Genomic DNA, 19775 nt, shown 5'->3' with positions numbered 1-19775 from the left:
CGGGCTCCTCAGGGGTAGATGAACTGGCTGACCGGCACCTGCCGGTCACCCACGCGGACCTGGCTGCGGAACAGCCCCACGCCGTCGGCGCGCAGGGACAGGAACAGCTGCACCCGCCCCTGCTCGTCCGCCGTCACGTCCAGGGCCAGGCCGTTGCCCCCGGCGGTGCGGCTTGCCGCCGGCTGCGGCTGCAGGCCTTCCAGGGTGGAGCCCTCCAGCAGCTCGCCGAGCAGTTCCACCCGGGCCTTGGGGCCCACTCCATGCACGTCCACCACCAGGGTGGAGGTGGCCCCGTTGCGCAGGAAGCGTTGCCAGGTCACCTGCAGGCGCCCGTCCTCGGAAGCCGCCTCGGCATGGCTCAGCGGGCCCTTGGCGAACAGCCCGGCCACCGTGAGCAGCACCAGCGCCCCCAGTATCCAGACGCCCACCCGCTCCAGCGCCCACTGGCGCCGCTGCATGTGGAGGTTCTCCTGCACCGGGTAGTGGCGCTCCTGTTCATCGGACGGATCGAGGCGGGGCAGCATGGCGGCGCTCCTGGGTGATGGGCCTTGCTTCACAGACCCCGCGCCGTGCCGCCCGGTTCGAGTGATCGACGGCACCGCCCGGTCAGGAAACCGGAACCTCCGCCGCCAGCCCCTGCCAACCGCAGACACCCAGGCAACCGGAGACCACCATGCACATCCATCACCTCGACTGCGGCTGCATGTGCCCCCTGGGCGGGGCCCTCTACGACGGGTTCAGCACCGGCCTGCGTGCGCACCTGGTGTGCCACTGCCTGCTGCTGGAGACCGCCCACGACGGCCTGGTACTGGTGGACACCGGCTTCGGCCTGGGCGACATGCGCCAGCGTGGCGCCCGGCTAAGCGCCTTCTTCCGCCGGCTCAACAACATCCGCTACGACACCAGCCTTACCGCCGTGGCCCAGGTCCGACGGCTCGGCTACCAGCCCGACGACGTGCGCCACATCGTCCTCACCCACCTGGACTTCGACCACGCCGGCGGCCTGGAGGACTTCCCCCGGGCCACCGTGCACCTGATGGAGCGCGAGCTGAAGAGCGCCGAGGCCAGCTCCGGTTTCTTCGGCCGCCGGCGCTTCGTGCCCGAACAGTGGAAGCGCGTGAAGCGCTGGCAGATCTACCGCGAGCAGGGCGAGCAGTGGAACGGCTTCAATGCCGTGCGGACCCTGCGCGGGCTGGAAAGCGAGCCCCTGTGCCTGCTGCCGCTGGCCGGGCACACCCTGGGCCATGCCGGCGTTGCGGTGCAGGGGCCCAACGGCTGGCTGCTGCACGCCGGCGACGCCTACTTCCACCGCGCCGAGGTGCGCCACGCCCAGCGGCATTGCCCGCCAGGCCTGCGCTTCTACCAGTGGATGATGGACACCGACGGCAGCGCCCGGCGGCGCAACCAGCAGCGCCTGCGCCACCTCTCCCTCAGCCGCCCGGATATCGAGCTGTTCTGCAGCCACGACGCCCTGGAGCTGAAGCGCCTGAAGCAACCGGCCTGACCCTCGGGCCAGGCCGGCACGGCGCTACTTGCTGTGCTCCGGGGACGACGGGCCGCGGCCCAGGCCCCGGGGCCCGGCGATGCCCCAGTAGACCAGCCCCAGCACCGGGAACAACGAGATGCCCAGCGCCCACAGCGCCTTGGTTTCCACCGACTTGCTGCTGCGGAAGACGCTGATGATCGCCCACAGGTCGAGCAGGACCAGGATGCCGGCGACGGCGATCCAGAAGTACGTGACGGGATCGGACATGGGATGACCCTCCTCTGCTGAGTCCTGGTGTTTCGGGTCGCACGGGGCGGCCCGGGTTCAGACTTTCCGCCCCGGCGGCCTAGCCGTTGACCACCGTCCCGCCGTTCACGTGCAGCACCTGGCCGCTGACGTAGGAGGCGTCCTCGCTGGCCAGGTACACGTAGGCCGGCGCCACCTCGGTCGGCTGCCCGGGGCGTCCCATGGGGGTGTCGGCGCCGAAGCGCGCCACCTGCTCGGCGGTGAAGGTGGAGGGGATCAGCGGCGTCCAGATCGGCCCCGGCGCCACCCCGTTCACGCGGATGCCCCGGCTCGCCAGGTTCAGCGCCAGGGAGCGGGTGAAGGCGGTGATCGCCCCCTTGGTGGAGGAGTAGTCCAGCAGCGACGGGTTGCCCTTGTAGGCCGTGATGGAGGTGGTGTTGATGATGCTCGCCCCCTGCCCCATGTGCGGCAGCGCCGCCTTGGTGAGCTGGAACATGCCGAGGATGTTGGTGCGGAAGGTGCGCTCCCAGGTGGCTTCCTCCAGGGCCTCCAGGCCCTCGCAGGGATGCTGCTCGCCGGCGTTGTTCACCAGCACGTCGAGGCGCCCCCAGGTGTCCAGCACGTCCGCCACCACCTGCCGGCAGAACTCGCCATCGGCCAGGTCGCCGGCCCGGGTGATGACCTGGCCGCCCTGGCGCGCCACCGCCTCGGCAGTCTCGCGGGCGTCGTCCTCCTCGTCGAGGTAGACCAGCGCCACCTGGGCGCCCTCGGCAGCGAAATGCACCGCCACGGCGCGGCCGATGCCGCTGTCGCCACCGGTGATCAGTGCCACCTTGCCGGCCAGCTTGCCAGCGGCCTTGTAGCGCTCGGAGAAGTACTCCGGCAGCGGGTGCATGGCGCCCTCGCGGCCGGGCTGTTTGTCCTGGTGCTGGGGGGGAAGGGTCTGCTCGCTCATGGGGTTCTCCCTGTGGCCTGTGCTTGCCACGGCGGTCGCCGGGCGTTCACAGGGTGGGAAACCCCTCACCGGCTTAGGTTCGACCTGTCTGGACGAACCGCCCGGGACATTCCCTTGAACTTGTCCGCGCCTGCCCGCTTCTACCGACCGTCATCACCCACCACGGAGACACCGCCATGACCCATCCCCTGAGACACCTGATGTTCGCCCTGCTCGCTGCCTTCGTCGCCTTCGGCGGCACCGCCCGCGCCGCCAACACCGTCGACCCGCAGGACTTCGTCGACCGCGCCTCCGAGTCCGGCATCGCCGAGGTGGAGGCCGGCAAGCTCGCCGAGAAGAAGGCTCAGCACCCGGAGGTCAAGGCCTTCGCCGAGATGATGGTCAAGGACCACACCGCCGCGAATGCCGAACTCAAGCAACTGGCCGCCACGCTGAAACTGAAGACCGCCGATGACGCCAGCCTGATGGAACAGGCCAAGGCCAAGCTGCTGGAGATGCGTGACGACTCCTTCGACAAGGCCTACGCCGAGAACCAGGTCAAGGCCCACCAGGAAGCCGTCGAGCTGTACCGCAAGGCCGCCCAGTCCGACCAGGCCCAGCTGCGCGACTTCGCCCAGAAGCTGCTGCCCAAGCTACAGGCTCACCTGGAGCAGGCCGAGCGCCTGGTCAAGGAACTGCAGACCGACCAGTAACCGTCCGGCCGCTGGCTCGCCCAGCGGCCCTTTACCCCTGAACGGAGCCAGACCATGACTGAACTCAACCGCTTCCAGACCTGCATCTCCGCCTGCAACGCCTGCGCCGTCGCCTGTGAAACTTGCGCCACGGCCTGCCTCAGTGAGCAACACGCCCAGCAGATGACCCGCTGCATCCAGCTCTGCCGGGACTGCGCCGACCTCTGCCACCTGTGCGCCACGCTGATGATCCGCGGCAGCGAGTTCGCTCCGGGCCTGTGCCAGGTGTGCCGCGCCGCCTGCACGGCCTGCGCCGAGGAGTGCCAGCAGCACAACAGCCAGCACTGCCAGGAATGCGCCCAGGCCTGCCAGCGCTGCGCCGACGAGTGCGAACGCATGGCCGCCTGAGCCCACCTGCAAGGAGTTCCCCCATGAGTGCCCAGCAACCGCATGTCCCGAGCACCGAAGAACCGATCCTCGATGACCCTGGTAACGAAGACCCGGGCTCCCAGCTCGACCGTGGCGACCCGCCGGTGGAACCGACGCCGCGCCAGGCGCCGCCCGAGGACGCGCCGCGTTGAGCAGCGCCCTCAGGCCTTTCGTCGGCGCGGCCGGCTGGCGTCGTCCTTCGCCGCCTTGGCCGGGGCACGCTTGCGCGGTGCCTTGGCCGGCGCGGCCTTCTCGCTCTTTTCCGGCTTCGCCCCCTTGCCGCCCAGGCTGCGCCGCAGCAGCTCGGTGAGGTCGATGATGTCCGCGCCCTGGGGCGCCTCCTCGTCCGGCCGTTCGACCCGCTCCACGTGGCCCTCCTGGGCCTTCTGTTCCACCAGGTCCATCACCTTCTCGGTGAAGGTGTCGCGGTAGTCGTCCGGCTGCCAGTCCTGGGTCATGTCCTCGATCAGCCGCTTGGCCATCGCCAGCTCGCCCTTGGCCAGGGTCGGCTCGGTCACCTCGCTGCCCAGGTCGAGGATGCCCAGGCCCTTCACATCCGCCGGCCAGCGCAGCGTCACCAATACCAGCGCCGACTCCTGGGGCATCACCGCCGCCAGGTACTGGCGGGTGCGCAACACCACCTCCGCCAGGGCCACCTTGCCGCTGGCCACCAGGGACTCGCGCAGCAGCGCATAGACCTTGCCACTGCGCCGGTCGGGGCTCAGGTAATAGGGCGTGTCGATGTTCTGCAGCGGGATCTGCCCGGCATCCACGAAGGCGAAGATGTCGATGGTCCGCGTCGCACGCGGGTGCGCCTGCTGGATCTCCTCCTCGCTCAGCACCACGTACTCGCCGGGGGCGTGCTCCACCCCCTTGACGATGTGCTCGCGGGGCACCTCCTTGCCGGTGACCTTGTTCACCCGGCGGTAGCCCACCGGCTCCATGGAGCGGTCGTCCAGCCAGTCGAAATCCACCCCGCCGGAGCTGCTGGCGGACACCAGGTCCACCGGGATGTGCACCAGCCCGAAGCTGATCGCCCCTTTCCAGATCGCGCGTGCCATGGGCTTCTCCTTCGTCATGCCGTCTTTCGATGACCGGCCCGCACGGCAGAAAGTTTCCCCTGGCGTAGGCGCCCGTGCCGCCCATCAAACACCCTGAACTCCCGGCGCGTACCGCTGCTCACAACCCAGGTACGGACGCCAAGGAGACACCGCCATGCGCCGCCTTCCCCTGCTCCTGCTGCTCGGCTGCCTGCCTGCCGGGCTCGCCCTTGCCGAGGGCTGCCACGTCAACAGCCGCACCTCCAGCGCAGCGGTCACCGGCATCGAGACCGAGAGCTGCTACGAATTCGTCGGCATGCCGGCAGAGGCGCTGGACTGGTCCTGCAGCAACGAGAGCAAGGACATGACCAGCACCCGCAAGCAGCGGGTCGCCCAGTGCCCCGGCGGCGAGCAGGCCCGCTGCGACGCCCCGCTGGACCAGGAGAGCCTGGCCAACCCACGCGCCAGTGCCCGTGGGCCAGACACGGCACGCCCGGCGGTGCCGAACGATGCCCGCGTGCTCACCCGCTACTACCAGATGACCGACCTCGGCCAGGTGCGCACCGATTGCGAGAAGAGCGGCGGCCGCTGGCAGGAGCAATGACATGGCCTGCCCTGCCGACGTGCGCCTGCTGCGCAGTGGTACCCCCCTGGCGGAGCACGAAGCCTGCGTGCAGCGCCTGCTCGGCGGACGCCTGGCGCGTCTGCTGGGCTGCCCCTTCGACCCCGCGCCCATCACCCAGGTCGAGGAGCCCGGGCGGCACTACCTGCTGCCCGACGACACCCTGGTGGGCCCGACCCAGCGTCACGGCCTGAGCCACATCGGGCAGCTCTTCGGTGGCTGGGTCGCCGAGCCCTTCATGGCCACCAAGGCCATCGGCCACCCCCTCGCGGGCCCTGGCGCTCAGGCGCCACGGGGCTGGTCCGACGCCTTCGCCGAACAGGCCGGGGATGCCGTGCTGGAGGGCTTCAGCGTGTTCAGCCCGGAGGACGCCCGGCGCGCCGGGCAGCGCCTGCTGGAACGCGGCCCGCTGCGGGCCAAACCGGTGCGCGCCAAGGCCGGGCGCGGCCAGCAGGTGATCCGCCAGCTGGCGGAACTGGACGCCCTGATGGCGCAGCTGCCGACCGATGAACTGGCCACCTGGGGCCTGGTGCTGGAAGAGCAACTGGAGGACGTGGCGACCTACAGCGTCGGCCAGGTGGAGGTGAACGGCCTGCTGGCCAGCTACCACGGCGTGCAGCACCTGACCCGCGACGGCGCCGGCGAGCCGGTCTACGGCGGCTCGGACCTGTACCTGGTGCGCGGCGGCTATGACGCGCTGCTGGCCGAGCCGCTGCCGGCCTCGATACGCCTGGCGGTGCAACAGGCCCGGCGCTACGAAGAGGCCGCCCTGCACAGCTACCCCGACCTGCTCGCCTCGCGCCGCAACTACGACGTGGCGCGCGGGCGCAATGCCGAAGGCCAGTGGCGCTCCGGGGTGCTGGAGCAATCCTGGCGGGTGGGCGGAGCCAGTGCGGCGGAGGTCTTCGCCCTGGAACTGTTCGACGCAGAGCCGGCGTGCCGGCGGGTCCACGCCCGCACCCGGGAAACCTATGGCGAGCCCCGGGTGCCGGCCGACGCCTGGGTGCTCTTCGACGGCGAGGTGCCCGGGCTGGGGCGCCTGTGCAAATACGTGGAGGTAATCGCTGATGACCGCCCATAGCCAGGCCCTGGAAATCATCGTCGAGGGCCAGCCCCTGTGCGGCACCCTGCTCTCCCCCGAGGCCCGCGTGCCGGGCATCCTCTTCGTCCACGGCTGGGGCGGCAGCCAGCAACGCGACCTGGCGCGGGCCAAGGGCATCGCCGGGCTCGGCTGCGTGTGCCTGACCTTCGACCTGCGCGGCCACGAGCGCACCGCCGAGGCCAAGGCCAGCGTCACCCGCGAGCAGAACCTGGCCGACATCCTCGCGGCCTATGACCGGCTGGCGGCACACCCGGCGGTCAACCCCGAGGCCATCGCGGTGATCGGCAGCAGCTACGGCGGCTACCTCGCCACCTTCCTCACCACCCGGCGCCCGGTGAAGTGGCTGGCCCTGCGGGTGCCGGCCCTGTACTGGGACGAGGAATGGGACCGCCCCAAGCAGTCCCTCGACGTGGCCCGCCTGGCGCGCTACCGGCGCCAGCCCTGGAACCCCGATGAAAACCTCGCGCTGAAGGCCTGCGCCGCCTTCACCGGCGACGTGCTGCTGGTGGAGTCGGAGCACGACAGCTACGTCCCGCACATGACGCTGATGAGCTACCGCGCTGCCTTCGAGCAGGCCCACTCCCTCACCCATCGCATCCTCGATGGCGCCGACCACGCCCTCAGCGAGGACCATCACCAGCAGGCCTATACGCGCATCCTCACCAACTGGATCAGCGAGATGGTCATCGGCGCACGGGTCGGCGCCTACCCGCACCACTCCTCCCGCTATTCCTGAGCCACGCCGGGACGAATGAACCTGAACGCGTGCCCCACCCACCAGTCGACTGATCTGCGGCCCGGCATCCCGCCGGGCCTCTCCCACACAGGAGAACCACCATGAAGATCAGCGAAATCATGACCCGCAACGTCCAGACCCTGACCCCCGACAGCAGCCTGCGCGAGGCCGCCTCGCTCATGGGGCGCATCGACAGTGGCGCCCTGCTGGTGAACGAGGGCGACCGCCTGGTGGGCATGGTCACCGACCGCGACATCACCGTACGCGGCGTGGCCGCCGGCCTGGATGCCGAGGCACCGGTGCGCGAGGTGATGAGCAGCGAGATCCGCTACTGCTTCGAGGACGAGGACGTGCAGCACGTGGCCGAGAACATGGCGCAGATCCAACTGCGCCGCCTGCCGGTGCTCAACCGTGAGAAGCGCCTGGTGGGCGTTGTGTCCCTGGCCAACATTGCCGCCTGCCGCAGCGAGCGTGCCAGCGCCACCGTGCTGCAGGGCGTGGCCCGCGCCCACTGAGCCCGTGCGGAGCCCGGCCTGTGAGCTTCCAGCAGTGGCTGCTGGTCCTGGGCGGCCTGCTGCTGATCCTCGGGCTGGCCTCTGCCTACGTGCGCCTGCTGCCGATCACCACCTCGGCCCTGTACCTGGGCTTCGGGCTGCTGATCGGCCCCCTGGGGCTCGGCCTCTGGCAGCAGGACCTGCCCCAGGTTCGCACATGGCTCGGGCACCTGGTGGAGGTGGCCGTGCTGGTGTCGCTGTTCCTCGCCGGGTTGCGCCTGCGCCTGCCGCTGAATGCCCGCCAGTGGCGCCCGGCCTGGCTGCTGGCCGGGCCGGTGCTGGTGGCCACCGTGCTGGTGTTCGCGCTCCTGCTGCAGGCGCTGCTGGGCCTGGACTTCGGCTTCTGCCTGCTGCTGGCGGCGATCCTCTCGCCCACTGACCCGGTGCTGGCCAACCTGATCCAGGTGAACCACGCCAGCGACACCGACCCGATGCGCTTCGCCCTCACCGGCGAGGCCGGGCTGAACGACGGCATCGCCTTCCCCTTCGTGATGCTCGGCCTGCTGTTCCTCCAGGGCCCCGGCCTGCCCGGGCAGGCCACCTGGCTGCACTGGCTGGCCAACGACGTGCTCTGGGCGGTGCCGGTGGGGCTGCTGGTAGGGTTCGGCTTCGGCCGCGCGGTGGGGCGCGGGGTGATCCGCCTGCGCGCCCGCCACACCGAGACCGCCGTGTCGCCGAACGATTTCATCGCCCTGGCGGTGATCGCCCTGTCCTACGTGCTGGCCGAGGCGCTGGGCGGCTGGGGCTTTCTCAGCACCTTCGCCGCCGGGCTCGGCATGCGCCACGCCGAGGCCCGCGCCAGCGGCCCGGTGCCGGCCGAGGAGTCGGCGCGCCAGGGCGAGCTGCGCGAGGACAGCCACACCCAGGCGCTGATCGAGTTCGGCGAGGACCCGGCGCGCCACCCGCAGATCGCCGCCAGCGCGTTGATGGTGGACATCCAGGCCTTCGGCAACCTGCTCGAACGCATCCTCGAAGTGCTGCTGGTGACGGTGCTCGGTGCCCTGCTCGCCCAGCACTGGCGCTGGGAAGCGGTGCCGGTGGCGTTGCTGCTGTTCGTCGGCGTGCGCCCGCTGATGGTGGCGCTGCTGCTGGGTCGCCACGGCATTCCCCGGTCCCAGCGGTACCTGGTGGGCTGGTTCGGCATACGCGGCATCGGCAGCCTGTACTACCTGTGCTTCGCCCTGGCCCATGCGCCCCGGGCGCTGGACCAGGACCGACTCGGCGACCTGGTGCTGAGCGTGGTGGCGCTGAGCATCCTGCTCCACGGGCTGTCGATCCAGCCGCTGCTCAAGCGCTTCCACCCCGATCCCTGACCGCTCGCGAAGCGACCTGAACCTTCCGCCCCGCCGGCCACTCCCCTGCACAGGAGGACCTGCCATGAGCGACGCCCTGAACGACTACGCCCGCAAGCGCGACTTCGACGCCACCCCCGAGCCCGGCACCTCCGCGCGCCGGCTCGGCAAGAAGGCGTCCGGGCACGCGCTGCGCTACTGCATCCAGAAGCACGATGCGACGCGCCTGCACTACGACTTCCGCCTGGAGCTGGAGGGCACCCTGAAAAGCTGGGCGGTGCCCAAGGGCCCGAGCCTGGACCCGGCCGCCCGGCGCCTGGCCATCCACGTGGAGGATCACCCGCTGGACTACGCCGACTTCGAAGGCCACATCCCCGAGGGTCACTACGGCGCGGGCGATGTGATCGTCTGGGACCGGGGCGTGTGGATTCCCCAGGGCGACCCGGTGGCCAGCTACCGTGCCGGGCGCCTGCGCTTCGAACTGCAGGGCGAGAAGCTCGCCGGCCAGTGGAACCTGGTGCGCACCCAGCTGCCGGGCAAGCAGGAGCAATGGTTCCTGATCAAGCACCGGGACGCGGCGGCCCACCCCGAGAGCGAGCTGAGCATCACCGAATCACGCCCGGACAGCGTGCTCAGCGAGCGCCGCCTGGTGCCCCGCGAGGCCAGGACCCAGGCCCCGCGCACCCGGCGCAAGGCGGCCAAGCCCAAGGCCGCCGCCCTGCCCGCGCAGCTCAAGCCGCAGCTGGCCACCCTGGTGGACCGTCCACCGGCCGGGGACTGGCACTACGAGGTGAAGTTCGACGGCTACCGCCTGCTGGCCCGCCTCGATCACGGCCAGGTGCAGCTGTTCACCCGCAACGGCCATGACTGGACCGCCCGCCTGCCGGCCCAGGCCCGGGCCCTGTCACGCCTGCCGGTGGACGAGGCCTGGCTGGACGGCGAAGTGGTGGTGATGGACGAGGACGGCCAGCCCGACTTCCAGGCCCTGCAGAACGCCTTCGAGGTGGGCCGCAGCGAGGCGGCGCTGTACTACCTCTTCGACCTGCTGCACCTCAACGGCAGCGACCTGCGCGAGACGCCGCTGGAGCAGCGCCGGGAAGCCCTGGCGCAGCTGCTGGAACCGCTCGACGAGGACGGTCTGCTGCGCTATTCCCAGTCCTTCACGGAACCCGCCGAGGCGGTGCTCGACAGCGCCTGCCGGCTGGGCCTGGAGGGCCTGATCGGCAAGCGCGCCGGCAGCCTCTACGCGGGCCGGCGCAGCAGCGACTGGATCAAGCTCAAGTGCAAGCGCCGGCAGGAATTCGTCATCGTCGGCTACACCGAGCCCAAGGGCAGCCGCTCGCATTTCGGTGCCCTGCTGCTGGCGCTGCACGATGCCCACGGCGAACTGCGCTACGCCGGCAAGGTGGGCACCGGCTTCGACCAGGCCGTGCTCGCCCGCGTGCATGCCCGGCTCAAGACCCTGAAGACGCGCCAGCCGGCCTGCACCCAGCCGCCGCGCGGGGCCGAGGCGCGAGGCGTGCACTGGCTGCGCCCGGAGGCGCTGGCGGAAGTGGCCTTCGCCGAGATGACCCGTGAAGGCATCGTGCGCCAGGCGGTGTTCAAGGGCCTGCGGGAGGACAAGCCGGCCCGCGCCATCACCCGCGACGAGCCCGTCGCGACCCAGCGCCTGCAGGGCGAGGAGACGGCCAGTTCGGCGGCCGTGCGCATCACCCACCCGCAGCGGGTGATCGACCCGGCCAGCGGCCTGACCAAGGGCGATGTGGCCCGGTACTACGAAACCATCGCCCCCTGGCTGCTGCCGCACCTGGCCCAGCGCCCGGTGGCCCTGCTGCGGGTGCCGGAAGGCATCGAGGGCGAGCAGTTCTTCCAGAAGAACCCGGGCAGCCTGGGCACCCAGGCCATCGGTGTGCTGGACAAGGCCCGCGCCGGCCAGCCGGGCCTGCTGCTGGACAGCCCCGAGGCGCTGCTCGGTGCCGTGCAGATGGGCACCCTGGAGCTGCACACCTGGAATGCCACCACCGCCGACCTGGCGCACCCCGACCGCTTCGTGCTGGACCTCGACCCGGACCCGGCCTTGCCCTGGAAGACCATGCTGGAGGCCACCGAGCTGACCCTGGCGGTGCTCGACGAACTGGGCCTGCGGGCCTTCCTCAAGACCAGCGGCGGCAAGGGCGTACACCTGATCGTGCCCCTGGCTCCGAAGCACGACTGGGACACGGTGAAAGCCTTCAGCCAGGGCATCACCCAGCACATGGCGCGCAACCTGCCCCAGCGCTTCGCGGCCAAGTCCGGCCCGCGCAACCGGGTCGGGCGCATCTTCATCGACTACCTGCGCAATGGCGCCGGCGCCACCACCGTCTGCGCCTACTCCCTGCGGGCGCGGGAGGGGCTGCCGGTATCGGTGCCGGTGAGCTTCGAGGAGCTGGCGACGCTCAGGAATGCCCAGGCCTGGTCCCTGCGCACCCTGCACAAGCGCCTGGACGACCTGGGCGAAGACCCCTGGCGGGACCTGCCCGGTACCCGCCAGCGCCTGACCGTGGCGATGCGCCGCAAGCTGGGCCTGGCGTAGCCGGGCTCAGCTGTGCACGCACCAGTTGACCGCCTCGGTGGGCATGCCGAGGCAGTCCACCTCGTGGATCAGCCCGGCGGCCAGGGCCTCGTCGACGTTGAAGATCTTCGGTGCGGCGGTCAGGCAGGCCAGCACGTCGATGGGCACCCGGGCGCCGTCGGTACGTGCCTGGACGATGGCGTCGTACAGGTGCAGGTCGTAGTCCAGGCTCATGGCGTACTCGGACATGCGCGCATGGTCCACCGCGCCGTTGAGGGTCCAGTGGAAGGGATGGAACAGGAACTTGCTGTACGGGCAGGCCGTGCGCCGCTCGCCGGCCAGGAAGATGATGTTGCCCATGGACTCCACCGTGCCCAGGTTGTGGGTCTTCACCGGCACCGGCAGCGAGACGAGGAAGTTGTACAGGGAGAACCCGTAGCTGCATTCCCCGCCCATGGTGGCGATCTTGATGATCAGTTCGTCCGCCCCCTGCTGGATCGCCTGGGAGCATTTGTCGATCAGCTGGCCGCACGTGTGCGAGTTGATCGGCGCCGTGAAGTGCACCACATGGCTTTTCATCCCGTCCTCCTCCGCAGTCGCCCCGCATCCACGCGGGTTCGCTGCCGTCCCGGCCCGGACCGCGCGTCCGGGCCCCTTCTGGATGGAGTGACGCGGGTCGCCCAGGGTTCCCCCCAATTGGCCGCCGGGCCGGGGCACCGTGTGCAGGTGGCTGGCGGAAGCGGCGCGATGCACGCAAAATGCATAGCGCTATTAACTAATTCTGCCGAGTGAGACCCCATGGCCCGACGTGCCGCCACCCCCGCCGACGCTGCAATCGAAACCGCAGAGCCCGCCGTGCTCGACACTTCCCTGGATGAACTGATTGGCTACGCCATGCGCCGCGCCCAGCTGAAGGTCTTCCAGCACCTGGTGAACAAGCTGGCGGTGCATGACCTGCGCCCGGCGCAGTTCTCGGCGATGGCGATCATCGACCAGAACCCCGGGCTGATGCAGGCGGACCTGGCCCGCGCCCTGGCCATCGAGCCGCCGCAACTGGTGCCCTTGCTGAACAAGCTGGAGGCTCGTGCGCTGGCGGTGCGGGTGCGCTGCAAGCCGGACAAGCGCTCCTACGGGATCTTCCTCAGCAAAACCGGCGAGCAGCTGCTGAAGGACCTCAAGCAGGTCGCGGCGGAAAGCGACATCGAGTCCACCAGCGCCCTGAACGACGCCGAGCGGGACACCCTCCTGCAGCTGCTGCGCAAGGTCTATCGCGGCAGCTGATGCAGCGCCTGCCTCAGGCGCTGAGCCGCTCCCGCAGCCGGCCGAGCATGCCCAGCAGGCTCCCCACACGCTCCTTCTCCCGCGCCTCGCGCGGCAGTTCGGCCTGCCGCGACGGCACCTGGGTCGGCTGCTCGCGCCAGTTGCGCGCCTGCTCGGCAGCCGCCTTCAGGCCCTTCTCGAACAGCCCCCGGCGGATCGGCTTGGGCAGGTAGCGGAAGATCTGCGCCTCATTCACCAGTTGCAGCAGCGCCTGGGTGTCGCGGAACGGCGTCACCACCAGGCTGAGCAGGCGCGGGTGGGCCTGGGCCAGTGACTTGAGCAGCGGCGCGGTGTCTTCGCCGCCGCAGCGCAGGTCGCTCACCAGCAGGTCGGCGCCCTCCTCGTTCAGCAGGCCGATGGCCTCGGTGAGGCTGCGGGCCCGCAGCAGGCGGTGACCACCGGCCATGCAGAAGTCGGCCACGCTGGCCAGGGTCTCCGGGTCTTCGTCCAGCAGCAGCACGCTCAGGCCACGGGGTTCGGCGCTGGGTGCGCTGGCCGAGGCGGCCTGCGGGCGGGCGGCGATCTCCGCTGCCTGGCGCAGGGTGAAGGCCATTTCCTGCGGGTCCCAGGGTTTGGTCAGGTAGCGGAAGATGCCGCCGCTGTTCAGCGCCTCCACCGCCGCATCCAGGTCGGAGTAGCCGGTGAGCAGGATGCGCAGGCAGTCCGGGGCGATCTCGCGGGCCTGGGTCAGCAGCTCGGCGCCGTTCATCTGCGGCATGCGCTGGTCGCTGACCACGATGTGGAAGGTCTCCCGCGCCAGGCGCTCCAGGGCGCGCAGCGGGTCGCTCTCGGTGACCACCTGGTAGTCCCGGCGGAACTGCATGGCCAGGCTGCGCAGGATGCGCTCCTCGTCGTCGACGAACAGGATGCGGATGGCGGATGTCATGGCTCAGGCACTCCGTTTAAGGGCGCGGGCCTGCGCAGTCGGCAGGCGGATGAGGAAGCGCGTGCCGCGCCCCAGTTCAGAGGCCACGCGGATGCTGCCGCCGTGGTCCTGGATGATCTTGTAGCTGATGGACAGGCCCAGGCCGGTGCCTTCGCCCACCGGTTTGGTGGTGAAGAACGGGTCGAAGATGCGCCGGGCCACTTCGGGAGCCATACCGCAGCCGCTGTCCTGCACCGAGACGCACACCCAGTCGCCTTCGGCCCAGCTGCGGATCTGGATGCGGCCGTGGCCGACCATGGCCTGGGCGGCGTTGGTCAGCAGGTTGAGCAGCACCTGGTTGATCTGCGAGGGCGCGGCGCTGACGGCTGGCAGTTCGCCCAAGCCCAGCACCACCTCGGCCTTGTCCTTGATGTGGTTGCGGGCGATCAGCAAGGCGCTGCGCACGCAGTCGTTGAGGTCCACGGCCTCGTCCATGGCGCGGTCGAGCCGGGCGAAATCCTTCAGCCCCACCACCAGCTCGCCGATCTGGCCGAGGCCGTAGAGGGTGTCGTCGAGCAGTTGCCGCAGGTCGTCCGCCAGTTGCTCGGGGGCGGCCTGCTCGCGCATGGCGGCGGCAGCCTCGAAGGCCTGGGCCAGGCGCGCTTCGTCGCAGGCCGGGTCGGCCAGGCAATCGGCCAGCGCGGCCTGGCTGCGGGCCAGCTCCACCAGCGGGGCGCTGAGCTGGTCGAGCAGCTGCACGTTGTTGCGCACGTAGCCCAGCGGGGTGTTCAGCTCATGGGCGACGCCGGCGACCATCTGCCCGAGGGAGGCCATCTTCTCCGACTGCACCAGCTGCGCCTGGGACTCCTTGAGGTCCACCAGAGCCTGGCGCAGCACCCGGTTACGCTGGGCGATGCGCAGCTCCATGGCCTTGAGCAGGTCGAGCACGGTGCCGAGGCCGCGGTACAGGCCGTCGCCGTCCACCAGGATGAAGTCCTCGGTGATGGGGTACTGCAGGCCGGCGGTGACCTGCTTGGCGGCCTGCTCCAGGTTGCTGTCCAGGCTCAGCACCAGGGGCTCGGCGTTCATCACGTCGGCCACCGGGCGGCGGCCCCAGAGGTCGCGGCCGAAGCGCTGCATGAAGATGTCCTGCAGGGTGTAGCGGCTCACCAGACCGATGGGCCGGCCGCCTTCCACCACCGGGAGGGACAGGAAGCGGCGGTGCTCGGGAGCCAGCAACTGGTCCGCCACGTCGCTGATGCTCAGGCTCGGCGGCAGCGCCGCCACCGGTCTGAGCAGGCGTTCCAGCGCGTTTTCGGCTGCCATTGGCGACTCCCCCGAGCCCGTTGAATGGCGGCCATTGAAGCAATATCAGGTTGCCATCCTGTGACAGCTGTCTCATTCGCGTTACAGGCGCTGCGCGGCACGCTCCGACAGGCTGGCCAGTCGACAGGCATTGACCTGCGCGACCAGGCAGTCAGAATGGCGCCCCTTCATTTTCCGAGGACTGCCCCGTGCGTACCCTGACCACCCTCGGCCTTGCCCTGCTGCTGGCCCAACCCGCCGTGGCCGCCCAGGCCGTCCTGCCGCAACTGCAGCCCTACACCGCCCCGGCCGCCTGGCTGACCCCGGTGGCACCACTGCGCATCGCCGACAACACCTGGCACATCGGCACCGCCAGCATCACCGCGCTGCTGGTGAAGACGCCGGAAGGCGCCGTGCTGCTGGACGGCGGCATGCCCCAGGTGGCCGACCACCTGCTGGCCAACATGCGCGAGCTGGGTGTGGCGCCGGGCGACCTCAAGCTGATCCTGCACAGCCACGCCCACATCGATCACGTGGGCCCGCTGGCCGCCATCAAGAAGGCCACCGGTGCGCAACTGGTGAGCAACGCCGAATCGGCCGTGCTGCTGCAGCGCGGCGACAGCCAGGACATCCACTTCGGCGACGACATGGTCTTCGCCCCGGTGCAGGTGGACCGCCTGGTGCAGGACGGCGAAACCGTGGAGCTGGGCGGCATGACCTTCACCGCCCACTTCACCCCCGGGCACACCCCCGGCAGCCTGAGCTGGACCTGGACCGACCGCCGCGACGGCAAGCCCCTGCGCATCGCCTACAGCGACAGCCTGAGCGCCCCCGGCTACAGCCTGTGGATGAACCCGCGCTTCCCGAAGATCGCCGAGGCCTTCCGCAGCGGCTTCGCCGCCGTCCGCGCCCTGCCCTGCGACCTGCTGATCACCCCCCACGCCGAGGCCAGCGGCTGGGACTACACCAACGCCGAACACCCCAACCCGTCGCCCATGAGCTGCAAGGCCTACGCCGACAAGGCCGAGGCCGCCTTCGACGCGCAACTGAAGAAGCAGCGCGGCGGCTGAGGTCTCTGATGACGCAGGTGGTTTTCTAGAAGCGCCCTTCAGGCCCGTACCCAGCGCTGGCGCATGCGGTCACTGAGGGCGTCCACCAGCAGCACCAGGGCCAGCATGGCGAGGATCACGGTGCTGGCCTGGCGCTCCTGGAACAGGCTGAGGGTGGTGTAGAGCATCTGCCCCAGCCCGCCGGCGCCGACGAAGCCGAGCACGCTGGCCATGCGGATGTTGTTCTCCCAGCGGTACAGCATGTAGGCCAGCAACTGTGGCCAGAGGTTGGGCAGCGTGCCGTAGCAGAAGGCCGCCAGGTGGCTGCCGCCCTCCAGGCGGATCGCGTCGGCGGGCTCCGGCGGGGCGTTCTCCAGGGCCTCGGCGAACAGCCGGCCGAGCACCCCGGCGGTGTGCGCCGCCAGGGCCAGGGCCCCGGCGTTGGGGCCGAGGCCGGCCGCCAGCACCATCAGCGCCGCCCACACCAGCTCCGGAATGGCCCGCAGGGCATTGAGCAGCAGCCGCGCCAGGGCCTTGCCCGGCCAGCCGAAGCGCCCGGCGGCGGGCAGTGCCAGGAGCAGGCCGAGCAGTGCGGCCAGGAGCGTGCCCAGGCCGGACATGGCCAGGGTTTCCAACGCCCCCCGGCCCACCGCCTGGAGGTGCTCCAGGCCCAGGTCCGGCCGCAGGAAGCGCAGGGCGTAGTCGGCCATCTGCCCGCCCACGCCCTCCCCCAGCAAGGCCTGGAGGTCGAGCCCGAGGTAGCGGAACGACCCCACCACGGCCGCCAGCAGGGCGAGGACGATGGCCAGGTCGATCACCCGCTTCATGCCAGCCTCCCGCGCAGCAGGCGGCTCAACTGGTCCGCCAGCCACACCAGCAGCAGGAAGGTCAGCAGCATGCTGGCCACCTCGGCACCGGCGAACATGCGCATCGACAGGTCGATCTGCTGGCCGAGCCCGCCGGCACCGACGAAGCCCATCACCACCGAGGCGCGCACGGCGCACTCCCAGCGGTACACGGTGTAGGACACCAGCTCGCCGGCGGCGCTGGGCAGGATGCCGTAGAAGAACGCCGACAGGCGCCCGGCGCCGGCCTGCATCAGCGCATGGGCAGGCCGCTGGCCGACCGACTCGAAGATTTCCGCGTAGACCTTGCCGAGCATGCCGCTGTAGGTGATGGCGATGGCCAGCACCCCGGCGGTCGGCCCCAGGCCCACAGCGCGGACGAACAGCAGCGCCCAGACGATCTCCGGCACGCTGCGCAGGAACACCAGCAAGGCCCGCACCGGCCAGCGCAGCACCAGCCCGAGGGTGCTGGGCCGACCGCTGCGGGAGGCGGCCGACAGCGACAGCGCGCGGCTGGCCAGCAGGCTCATGGGCACCGCCAGCAGCAGCGCCAGGGCCATGCCGGCGGTGGCCACGGCGAGGGTCTGCAGGGTGGCGTCCAGCAGCAACTCAAGGAACTCGGCGCCGTGGGCCGGCGGCCAGAACCCGGCCAGGAAGCCGCCCATGGCCTGGCGGCTGTCGGCCTGGAACAGCACGCGCGGGTCCAGTTCGGCCAGTCGGATGCCCGGCCACAGCACCAGCACCGCCAGCAACACCAGCAGCAGGCGCGGCAGGAAGGCCGGATCGCGGGTGTCGCGGCTCAGCATCGGGGGATCTGCACCGGGGCGGGCGCGGCGCCGGCGGCCTGTGGCGAGGCGATGCCGGCGTTGGCGTAGAGCGCGTCCAGGCGTTCAGGGGTGACCTGGGCGGCCGGCAGGTCGAAGGCCAGGCGGCCGTCGCGCACGCCGATCACCCGGGGGAAGTGCGCCAGGGCCAGCTCCACGGCATGCAGGCTGGCCACCAGGGTGACGCCACGCTCGCCGGCATGGCGGCAGAGGGTCTCCAGGGTGTGATCGGCCAGCACCGGGTCCATGGCCGAGACCGGCTCGTCCGCCAGCAGCAGTTCGGGTTGCTGGTACAGCACGCGGGCGATGCCGACGCGCTGCAACTGGCCGCCGGACAGCTGGCCGCACTGGGCGAAGAGCTTGTCCGCCAGGCCGAGGGTGGCCAGGGCCGCACGGGCACCGGGCACATCCCGTGGGTGCAGCAGGCTGGCCAGCCCGCGCAGGGTGCCCCAGCGCCCCAGGCGCCCGGCGAGCACGGCAGTGACCACCCGCTGGCGCGACGGCAGCGGCGGCGCCTGGTGGATCAGCCCGATGCGCGTGCGCAGGCGCTGGCGGGCGCGGCCCGAGAGGCGCCAGGGCGCCTCGCCGAGCAGCTCCACCGTGCCGCTGTCGGGCTGCAGGGCGGTGGCCAGGAGGTTGAGCAGGCTGGATTTGCCGGCCCCGGAGGGGCCGATGACCGCCACCCGCTCGCCGGCCTCGATGTGCAGGTCGATGCCGTCCAGGGCGCGGACCTGGCCGAGGCGCAGGCCCACGCCGGTGAGGCGGACGGTCATTTCAGCAGTTCGGCGGCCCGGGCGGCCTCCTCGATGCCCTTGTAGTTCTCGGGCTGGGTCTCGATGAAGCGGCTGGCGGCCTGCAGGTCGAGGATCGCCTTGTGCTCCGGGTTGGCCGGATCGAGGGCGAGGAAGGCGGCCTTGATCTTCTCGGCCAGGGCCGGGTCGAGGGTGCCGCGCACGGTCCAGTTGTAGTCGTAGTAGGTCGGCGTGGTGGAGAGCACGCGCACCTTGGCGGTGTCCACCTTGCCGGCGGCCACCAGCTTCTCCCAGACGCTGGCGTTGAGCACGCCGCCATCCACCTTGCCGGCCTGGACCCAGGCCACGGTGGCGTCATGGGCACCGGAATAGGCCACGCGGCTGAAGTAGGTCTCGGGCTTGATGCCGTCCTTGAGCATGAAGAAGCGCGGCATCAGGCTGCCGGAGGTGGAGGACACCGAACCGAAGGCGAAGCTCTTGCCCTTGAGGTCGGCCAGGCTCTTCACCTCCGGGTTGGCGGTGATGAACTTGCTGGTGAACTGGGCGTCCTGCTCGCGCTGGACCAGGGGGATGGCATTGCCAGTCTTCAGGCGCACCTGGACGAAGGTGAAGCCGCCGAGCCAGGCCAGGTCCAGGCGGTCGGTGGCCAGCGCCTCGACCACCGCCGGGTAGTCGGCCACCGGCACGAACTGCACCTTCATGCCCAGTTGCTGCTCCAGGTAGGCGCCGAGCGGCTTGAACTTGCGCAGCAGCTCGGTGGGCGCTTCATCGGGGATGGCACTGACCCGCAGGGTTTCGGCGGCCTGCACGGCCAGGGCGGAACAGGACAGGGCAAGGCCGGCAACGAGGGCCAGGGTGCGCTTGAGCATGCTGATTCTCCGGTTCAATAGCGGAAGGATCGGGGGAGATGGGCGGCCACTGCGGGCGCCGCGGCGGAATTATAGGAATCGCGGGCGCAAAGGCCAGTGTTGCCGGGGGCTTTTGGAAAACCTGGGCGAAACAATCCATGCCAGGTGGCCCAGGAAACCGCGGCTCAGGTTTGAACACGCCTCCACAGGGTGTTCCAGGCACCTCGGCGGCAACCCGGTGAGTTTCCCTGCGGCCTGATAGAATCCGCCGCCACGATTTCAG

Annotated in this window: 23 protein-coding genes; 12 read left to right on the top strand and 11 right to left on the bottom strand. The window is 70.5% G+C overall.

The window, feature by feature from the left end:
• Positions 1 to 8 precede the first annotated feature (8 nt).
• Complete coding sequence (locus tag PotMrB4_RS14015; RefSeq protein WP_172433643.1) at positions 9 to 524, bottom strand: hypothetical protein; 516 nt, start codon at positions 522 to 524, stop codon at positions 9 to 11.
• A gap of 149 nt (positions 525 to 673) precedes the next feature.
• On the opposite strand from PotMrB4_RS14015, the gene PotMrB4_RS14010 reads away from it, so the two are divergent.
• A complete protein-coding gene (locus tag PotMrB4_RS14010) occupies positions 674 to 1504 on the top strand; it encodes an MBL fold metallo-hydrolase (protein ID WP_172433642.1) in 831 nt (276 codons plus the stop codon).
• Between the two features lie 24 nt (positions 1505 to 1528).
• Here the strand turns inward: PotMrB4_RS14010 and PotMrB4_RS14005 are convergent, their stop codons facing one another.
• Positions 1529 to 1753 carry a PLD nuclease N-terminal domain-containing protein gene (locus tag PotMrB4_RS14005; RefSeq protein WP_044402976.1) on the bottom strand — a complete coding sequence of 75 codons (225 nt, stop codon included), beginning with the start codon at positions 1751 to 1753 and terminating at the stop codon, positions 1529 to 1531.
• A gap of 79 nt (positions 1754 to 1832) precedes the next feature.
• Positions 1833 to 2687, bottom strand: coding sequence for an SDR family oxidoreductase (locus PotMrB4_RS14000; protein ID WP_172433641.1), 855 nt, complete (start codon positions 2685 to 2687; stop codon positions 1833 to 1835).
• 176 nt (positions 2688 to 2863) lie between these two features.
• On the opposite strand from PotMrB4_RS14000, the gene PotMrB4_RS13995 reads away from it, so the two are divergent.
• Genes PotMrB4_RS13995 through PotMrB4_RS13985 form a run of 3 tightly spaced genes read left to right on the top strand, consistent with a single transcriptional unit; the run spans position 2864 to position 3939 of the window.
• On the top strand, positions 2864 to 3379 hold the full coding sequence (locus PotMrB4_RS13995; RefSeq protein WP_172433640.1) for a DUF4142 domain-containing protein: 516 nt from the start codon (positions 2864 to 2866) through the stop codon (positions 3377 to 3379).
• A 54-nt stretch (positions 3380 to 3433) separates the two neighbouring features.
• On the top strand, positions 3434 to 3766 hold the full coding sequence (locus tag PotMrB4_RS13990; RefSeq protein ID WP_172433639.1) for a four-helix bundle copper-binding protein: 333 nt from the start codon (positions 3434 to 3436) through the stop codon (positions 3764 to 3766).
• A 23-nt stretch (positions 3767 to 3789) separates the two neighbouring features.
• Complete coding sequence (locus PotMrB4_RS13985; protein ID WP_172433638.1) at positions 3790 to 3939, top strand: hypothetical protein; 150 nt, start codon at positions 3790 to 3792, stop codon at positions 3937 to 3939.
• Positions 3940 to 3948: 9 nt separating this feature from the next.
• Here PotMrB4_RS13985 and ku read toward each other — a convergent pair whose 3' ends face one another.
• Positions 3949 to 4848, bottom strand: coding sequence for a non-homologous end joining protein Ku (gene ku / locus PotMrB4_RS13980; protein ID WP_172433637.1), 900 nt, complete (start codon positions 4846 to 4848; stop codon positions 3949 to 3951).
• Positions 4849 to 5002: 154 nt separating this feature from the next.
• Between ku and PotMrB4_RS13975 the strand changes: the two genes are divergently transcribed.
• From PotMrB4_RS13975 to ligD, 6 genes are all read left to right on the top strand, one after another.
• The gene (locus PotMrB4_RS13975; RefSeq protein WP_172433636.1) at positions 5003 to 5431 is read left to right on the top strand and encodes a hypothetical protein; all 429 of its coding nucleotides are present in this window, start codon (positions 5003 to 5005) and stop codon (positions 5429 to 5431) included.
• Position 5432: 1 nt separating this feature from the next.
• Positions 5433 to 6530, top strand: coding sequence for a DUF3182 family protein (locus PotMrB4_RS13970; protein WP_074971387.1), 1098 nt, complete (start codon positions 5433 to 5435; stop codon positions 6528 to 6530).
• On the top strand, positions 6517 to 7287 hold the full coding sequence (locus PotMrB4_RS13965) for an alpha/beta hydrolase family protein (protein ID WP_044402994.1): 771 nt from the start codon (positions 6517 to 6519) through the stop codon (positions 7285 to 7287). Before PotMrB4_RS13970 ends, PotMrB4_RS13965 begins: the two co-directional genes overlap by 14 nt.
• A gap of 101 nt (positions 7288 to 7388) precedes the next feature.
• The gene (locus PotMrB4_RS13960) at positions 7389 to 7802 is read left to right on the top strand and encodes a CBS domain-containing protein (protein WP_172433635.1); all 414 of its coding nucleotides are present in this window, start codon (positions 7389 to 7391) and stop codon (positions 7800 to 7802) included.
• Between the two features lie 20 nt (positions 7803 to 7822).
• Complete coding sequence (locus PotMrB4_RS13955) at positions 7823 to 9154, top strand: cation:proton antiporter (protein WP_160480836.1); 1332 nt, start codon at positions 7823 to 7825, stop codon at positions 9152 to 9154.
• 64 nt (positions 9155 to 9218) lie between these two features.
• Positions 9219 to 11705 (top strand): DNA ligase D, encoded by a 2487-nt coding sequence (gene ligD, locus PotMrB4_RS13950; RefSeq protein ID WP_172433634.1) that lies wholly within the window; start codon positions 9219 to 9221, stop codon positions 11703 to 11705.
• Positions 11706 to 11711: 6 nt separating this feature from the next.
• Here the strand turns inward: ligD and PotMrB4_RS13945 are convergent, their stop codons facing one another.
• On the bottom strand, positions 11712 to 12263 hold the full coding sequence (locus PotMrB4_RS13945; protein WP_172433633.1) for an ATP-dependent Clp protease proteolytic subunit: 552 nt from the start codon (positions 12261 to 12263) through the stop codon (positions 11712 to 11714).
• A gap of 219 nt (positions 12264 to 12482) precedes the next feature.
• Between PotMrB4_RS13945 and PotMrB4_RS13940 the strand changes: the two genes are divergently transcribed.
• Positions 12483 to 12965 (top strand): MarR family winged helix-turn-helix transcriptional regulator, encoded by a 483-nt coding sequence (locus PotMrB4_RS13940; protein ID WP_074971391.1) that lies wholly within the window; start codon positions 12483 to 12485, stop codon positions 12963 to 12965.
• A gap of 13 nt (positions 12966 to 12978) precedes the next feature.
• On the opposite strand, the gene PotMrB4_RS13935 is transcribed toward PotMrB4_RS13940, so the two are convergent.
• Both PotMrB4_RS13935 and PotMrB4_RS13930 read right to left on the bottom strand, forming a co-directional pair.
• Positions 12979 to 13890, bottom strand: a complete 912-nt coding sequence (locus PotMrB4_RS13935; RefSeq protein ID WP_172433632.1) for a response regulator — start codon at positions 13888 to 13890, stop codon at positions 12979 to 12981.
• Positions 13891 to 13893: 3 nt separating this feature from the next.
• Entirely contained in the window at positions 13894 to 15195 is a 1302-nt protein-coding gene (locus tag PotMrB4_RS13930; RefSeq protein ID WP_044403010.1) for a sensor histidine kinase, read from the bottom strand.
• 188 nt (positions 15196 to 15383) lie between these two features.
• Between PotMrB4_RS13930 and PotMrB4_RS13925 the strand changes: the two genes are divergently transcribed.
• Complete coding sequence (locus PotMrB4_RS13925) at positions 15384 to 16244, top strand: subclass B3 metallo-beta-lactamase POM-1 (RefSeq protein ID WP_044403015.1); 861 nt, start codon at positions 15384 to 15386, stop codon at positions 16242 to 16244.
• Between the two features lie 38 nt (positions 16245 to 16282).
• Here the strand turns inward: PotMrB4_RS13925 and phnE are convergent, their stop codons facing one another.
• From phnE to PotMrB4_RS13905, 4 genes are read right to left on the bottom strand one after another with little or no spacing between them, the layout of a single operon-like run.
• Positions 16283 to 17050 carry a phosphonate ABC transporter, permease protein PhnE gene (gene phnE / locus PotMrB4_RS13920; protein WP_074971395.1) on the bottom strand — a complete coding sequence of 256 codons (768 nt, stop codon included), beginning with the start codon at positions 17048 to 17050 and terminating at the stop codon, positions 16283 to 16285.
• Positions 17047 to 17874 (bottom strand): PhnE/PtxC family ABC transporter permease, encoded by an 828-nt coding sequence (locus PotMrB4_RS13915; protein WP_172433631.1) that lies wholly within the window; start codon positions 17872 to 17874, stop codon positions 17047 to 17049. The genes phnE and PotMrB4_RS13915 overlap by 4 nt, the downstream gene beginning before the upstream one ends.
• The gene (locus PotMrB4_RS13910) at positions 17868 to 18665 is read right to left on the bottom strand and encodes a phosphonate ABC transporter ATP-binding protein (protein ID WP_172433630.1); all 798 of its coding nucleotides are present in this window, start codon (positions 18663 to 18665) and stop codon (positions 17868 to 17870) included. The genes PotMrB4_RS13915 and PotMrB4_RS13910 overlap by 7 nt, the downstream gene beginning before the upstream one ends.
• Complete coding sequence (locus PotMrB4_RS13905) at positions 18662 to 19513, bottom strand: putative selenate ABC transporter substrate-binding protein (protein WP_107331887.1); 852 nt, start codon at positions 19511 to 19513, stop codon at positions 18662 to 18664. The genes PotMrB4_RS13910 and PotMrB4_RS13905 overlap by 4 nt, the downstream gene beginning before the upstream one ends.
• Between the last annotated feature and the right edge of the window lie 262 nt (positions 19514 to 19775).

This window comes from Metapseudomonas otitidis, from assembly GCF_011397855.1.
GTDB lineage: Bacteria > Pseudomonadota > Gammaproteobacteria > Pseudomonadales > Pseudomonadaceae > Metapseudomonas > Metapseudomonas otitidis.
This window is presented reverse-complemented; position numbering and strand designations above follow the sequence as displayed.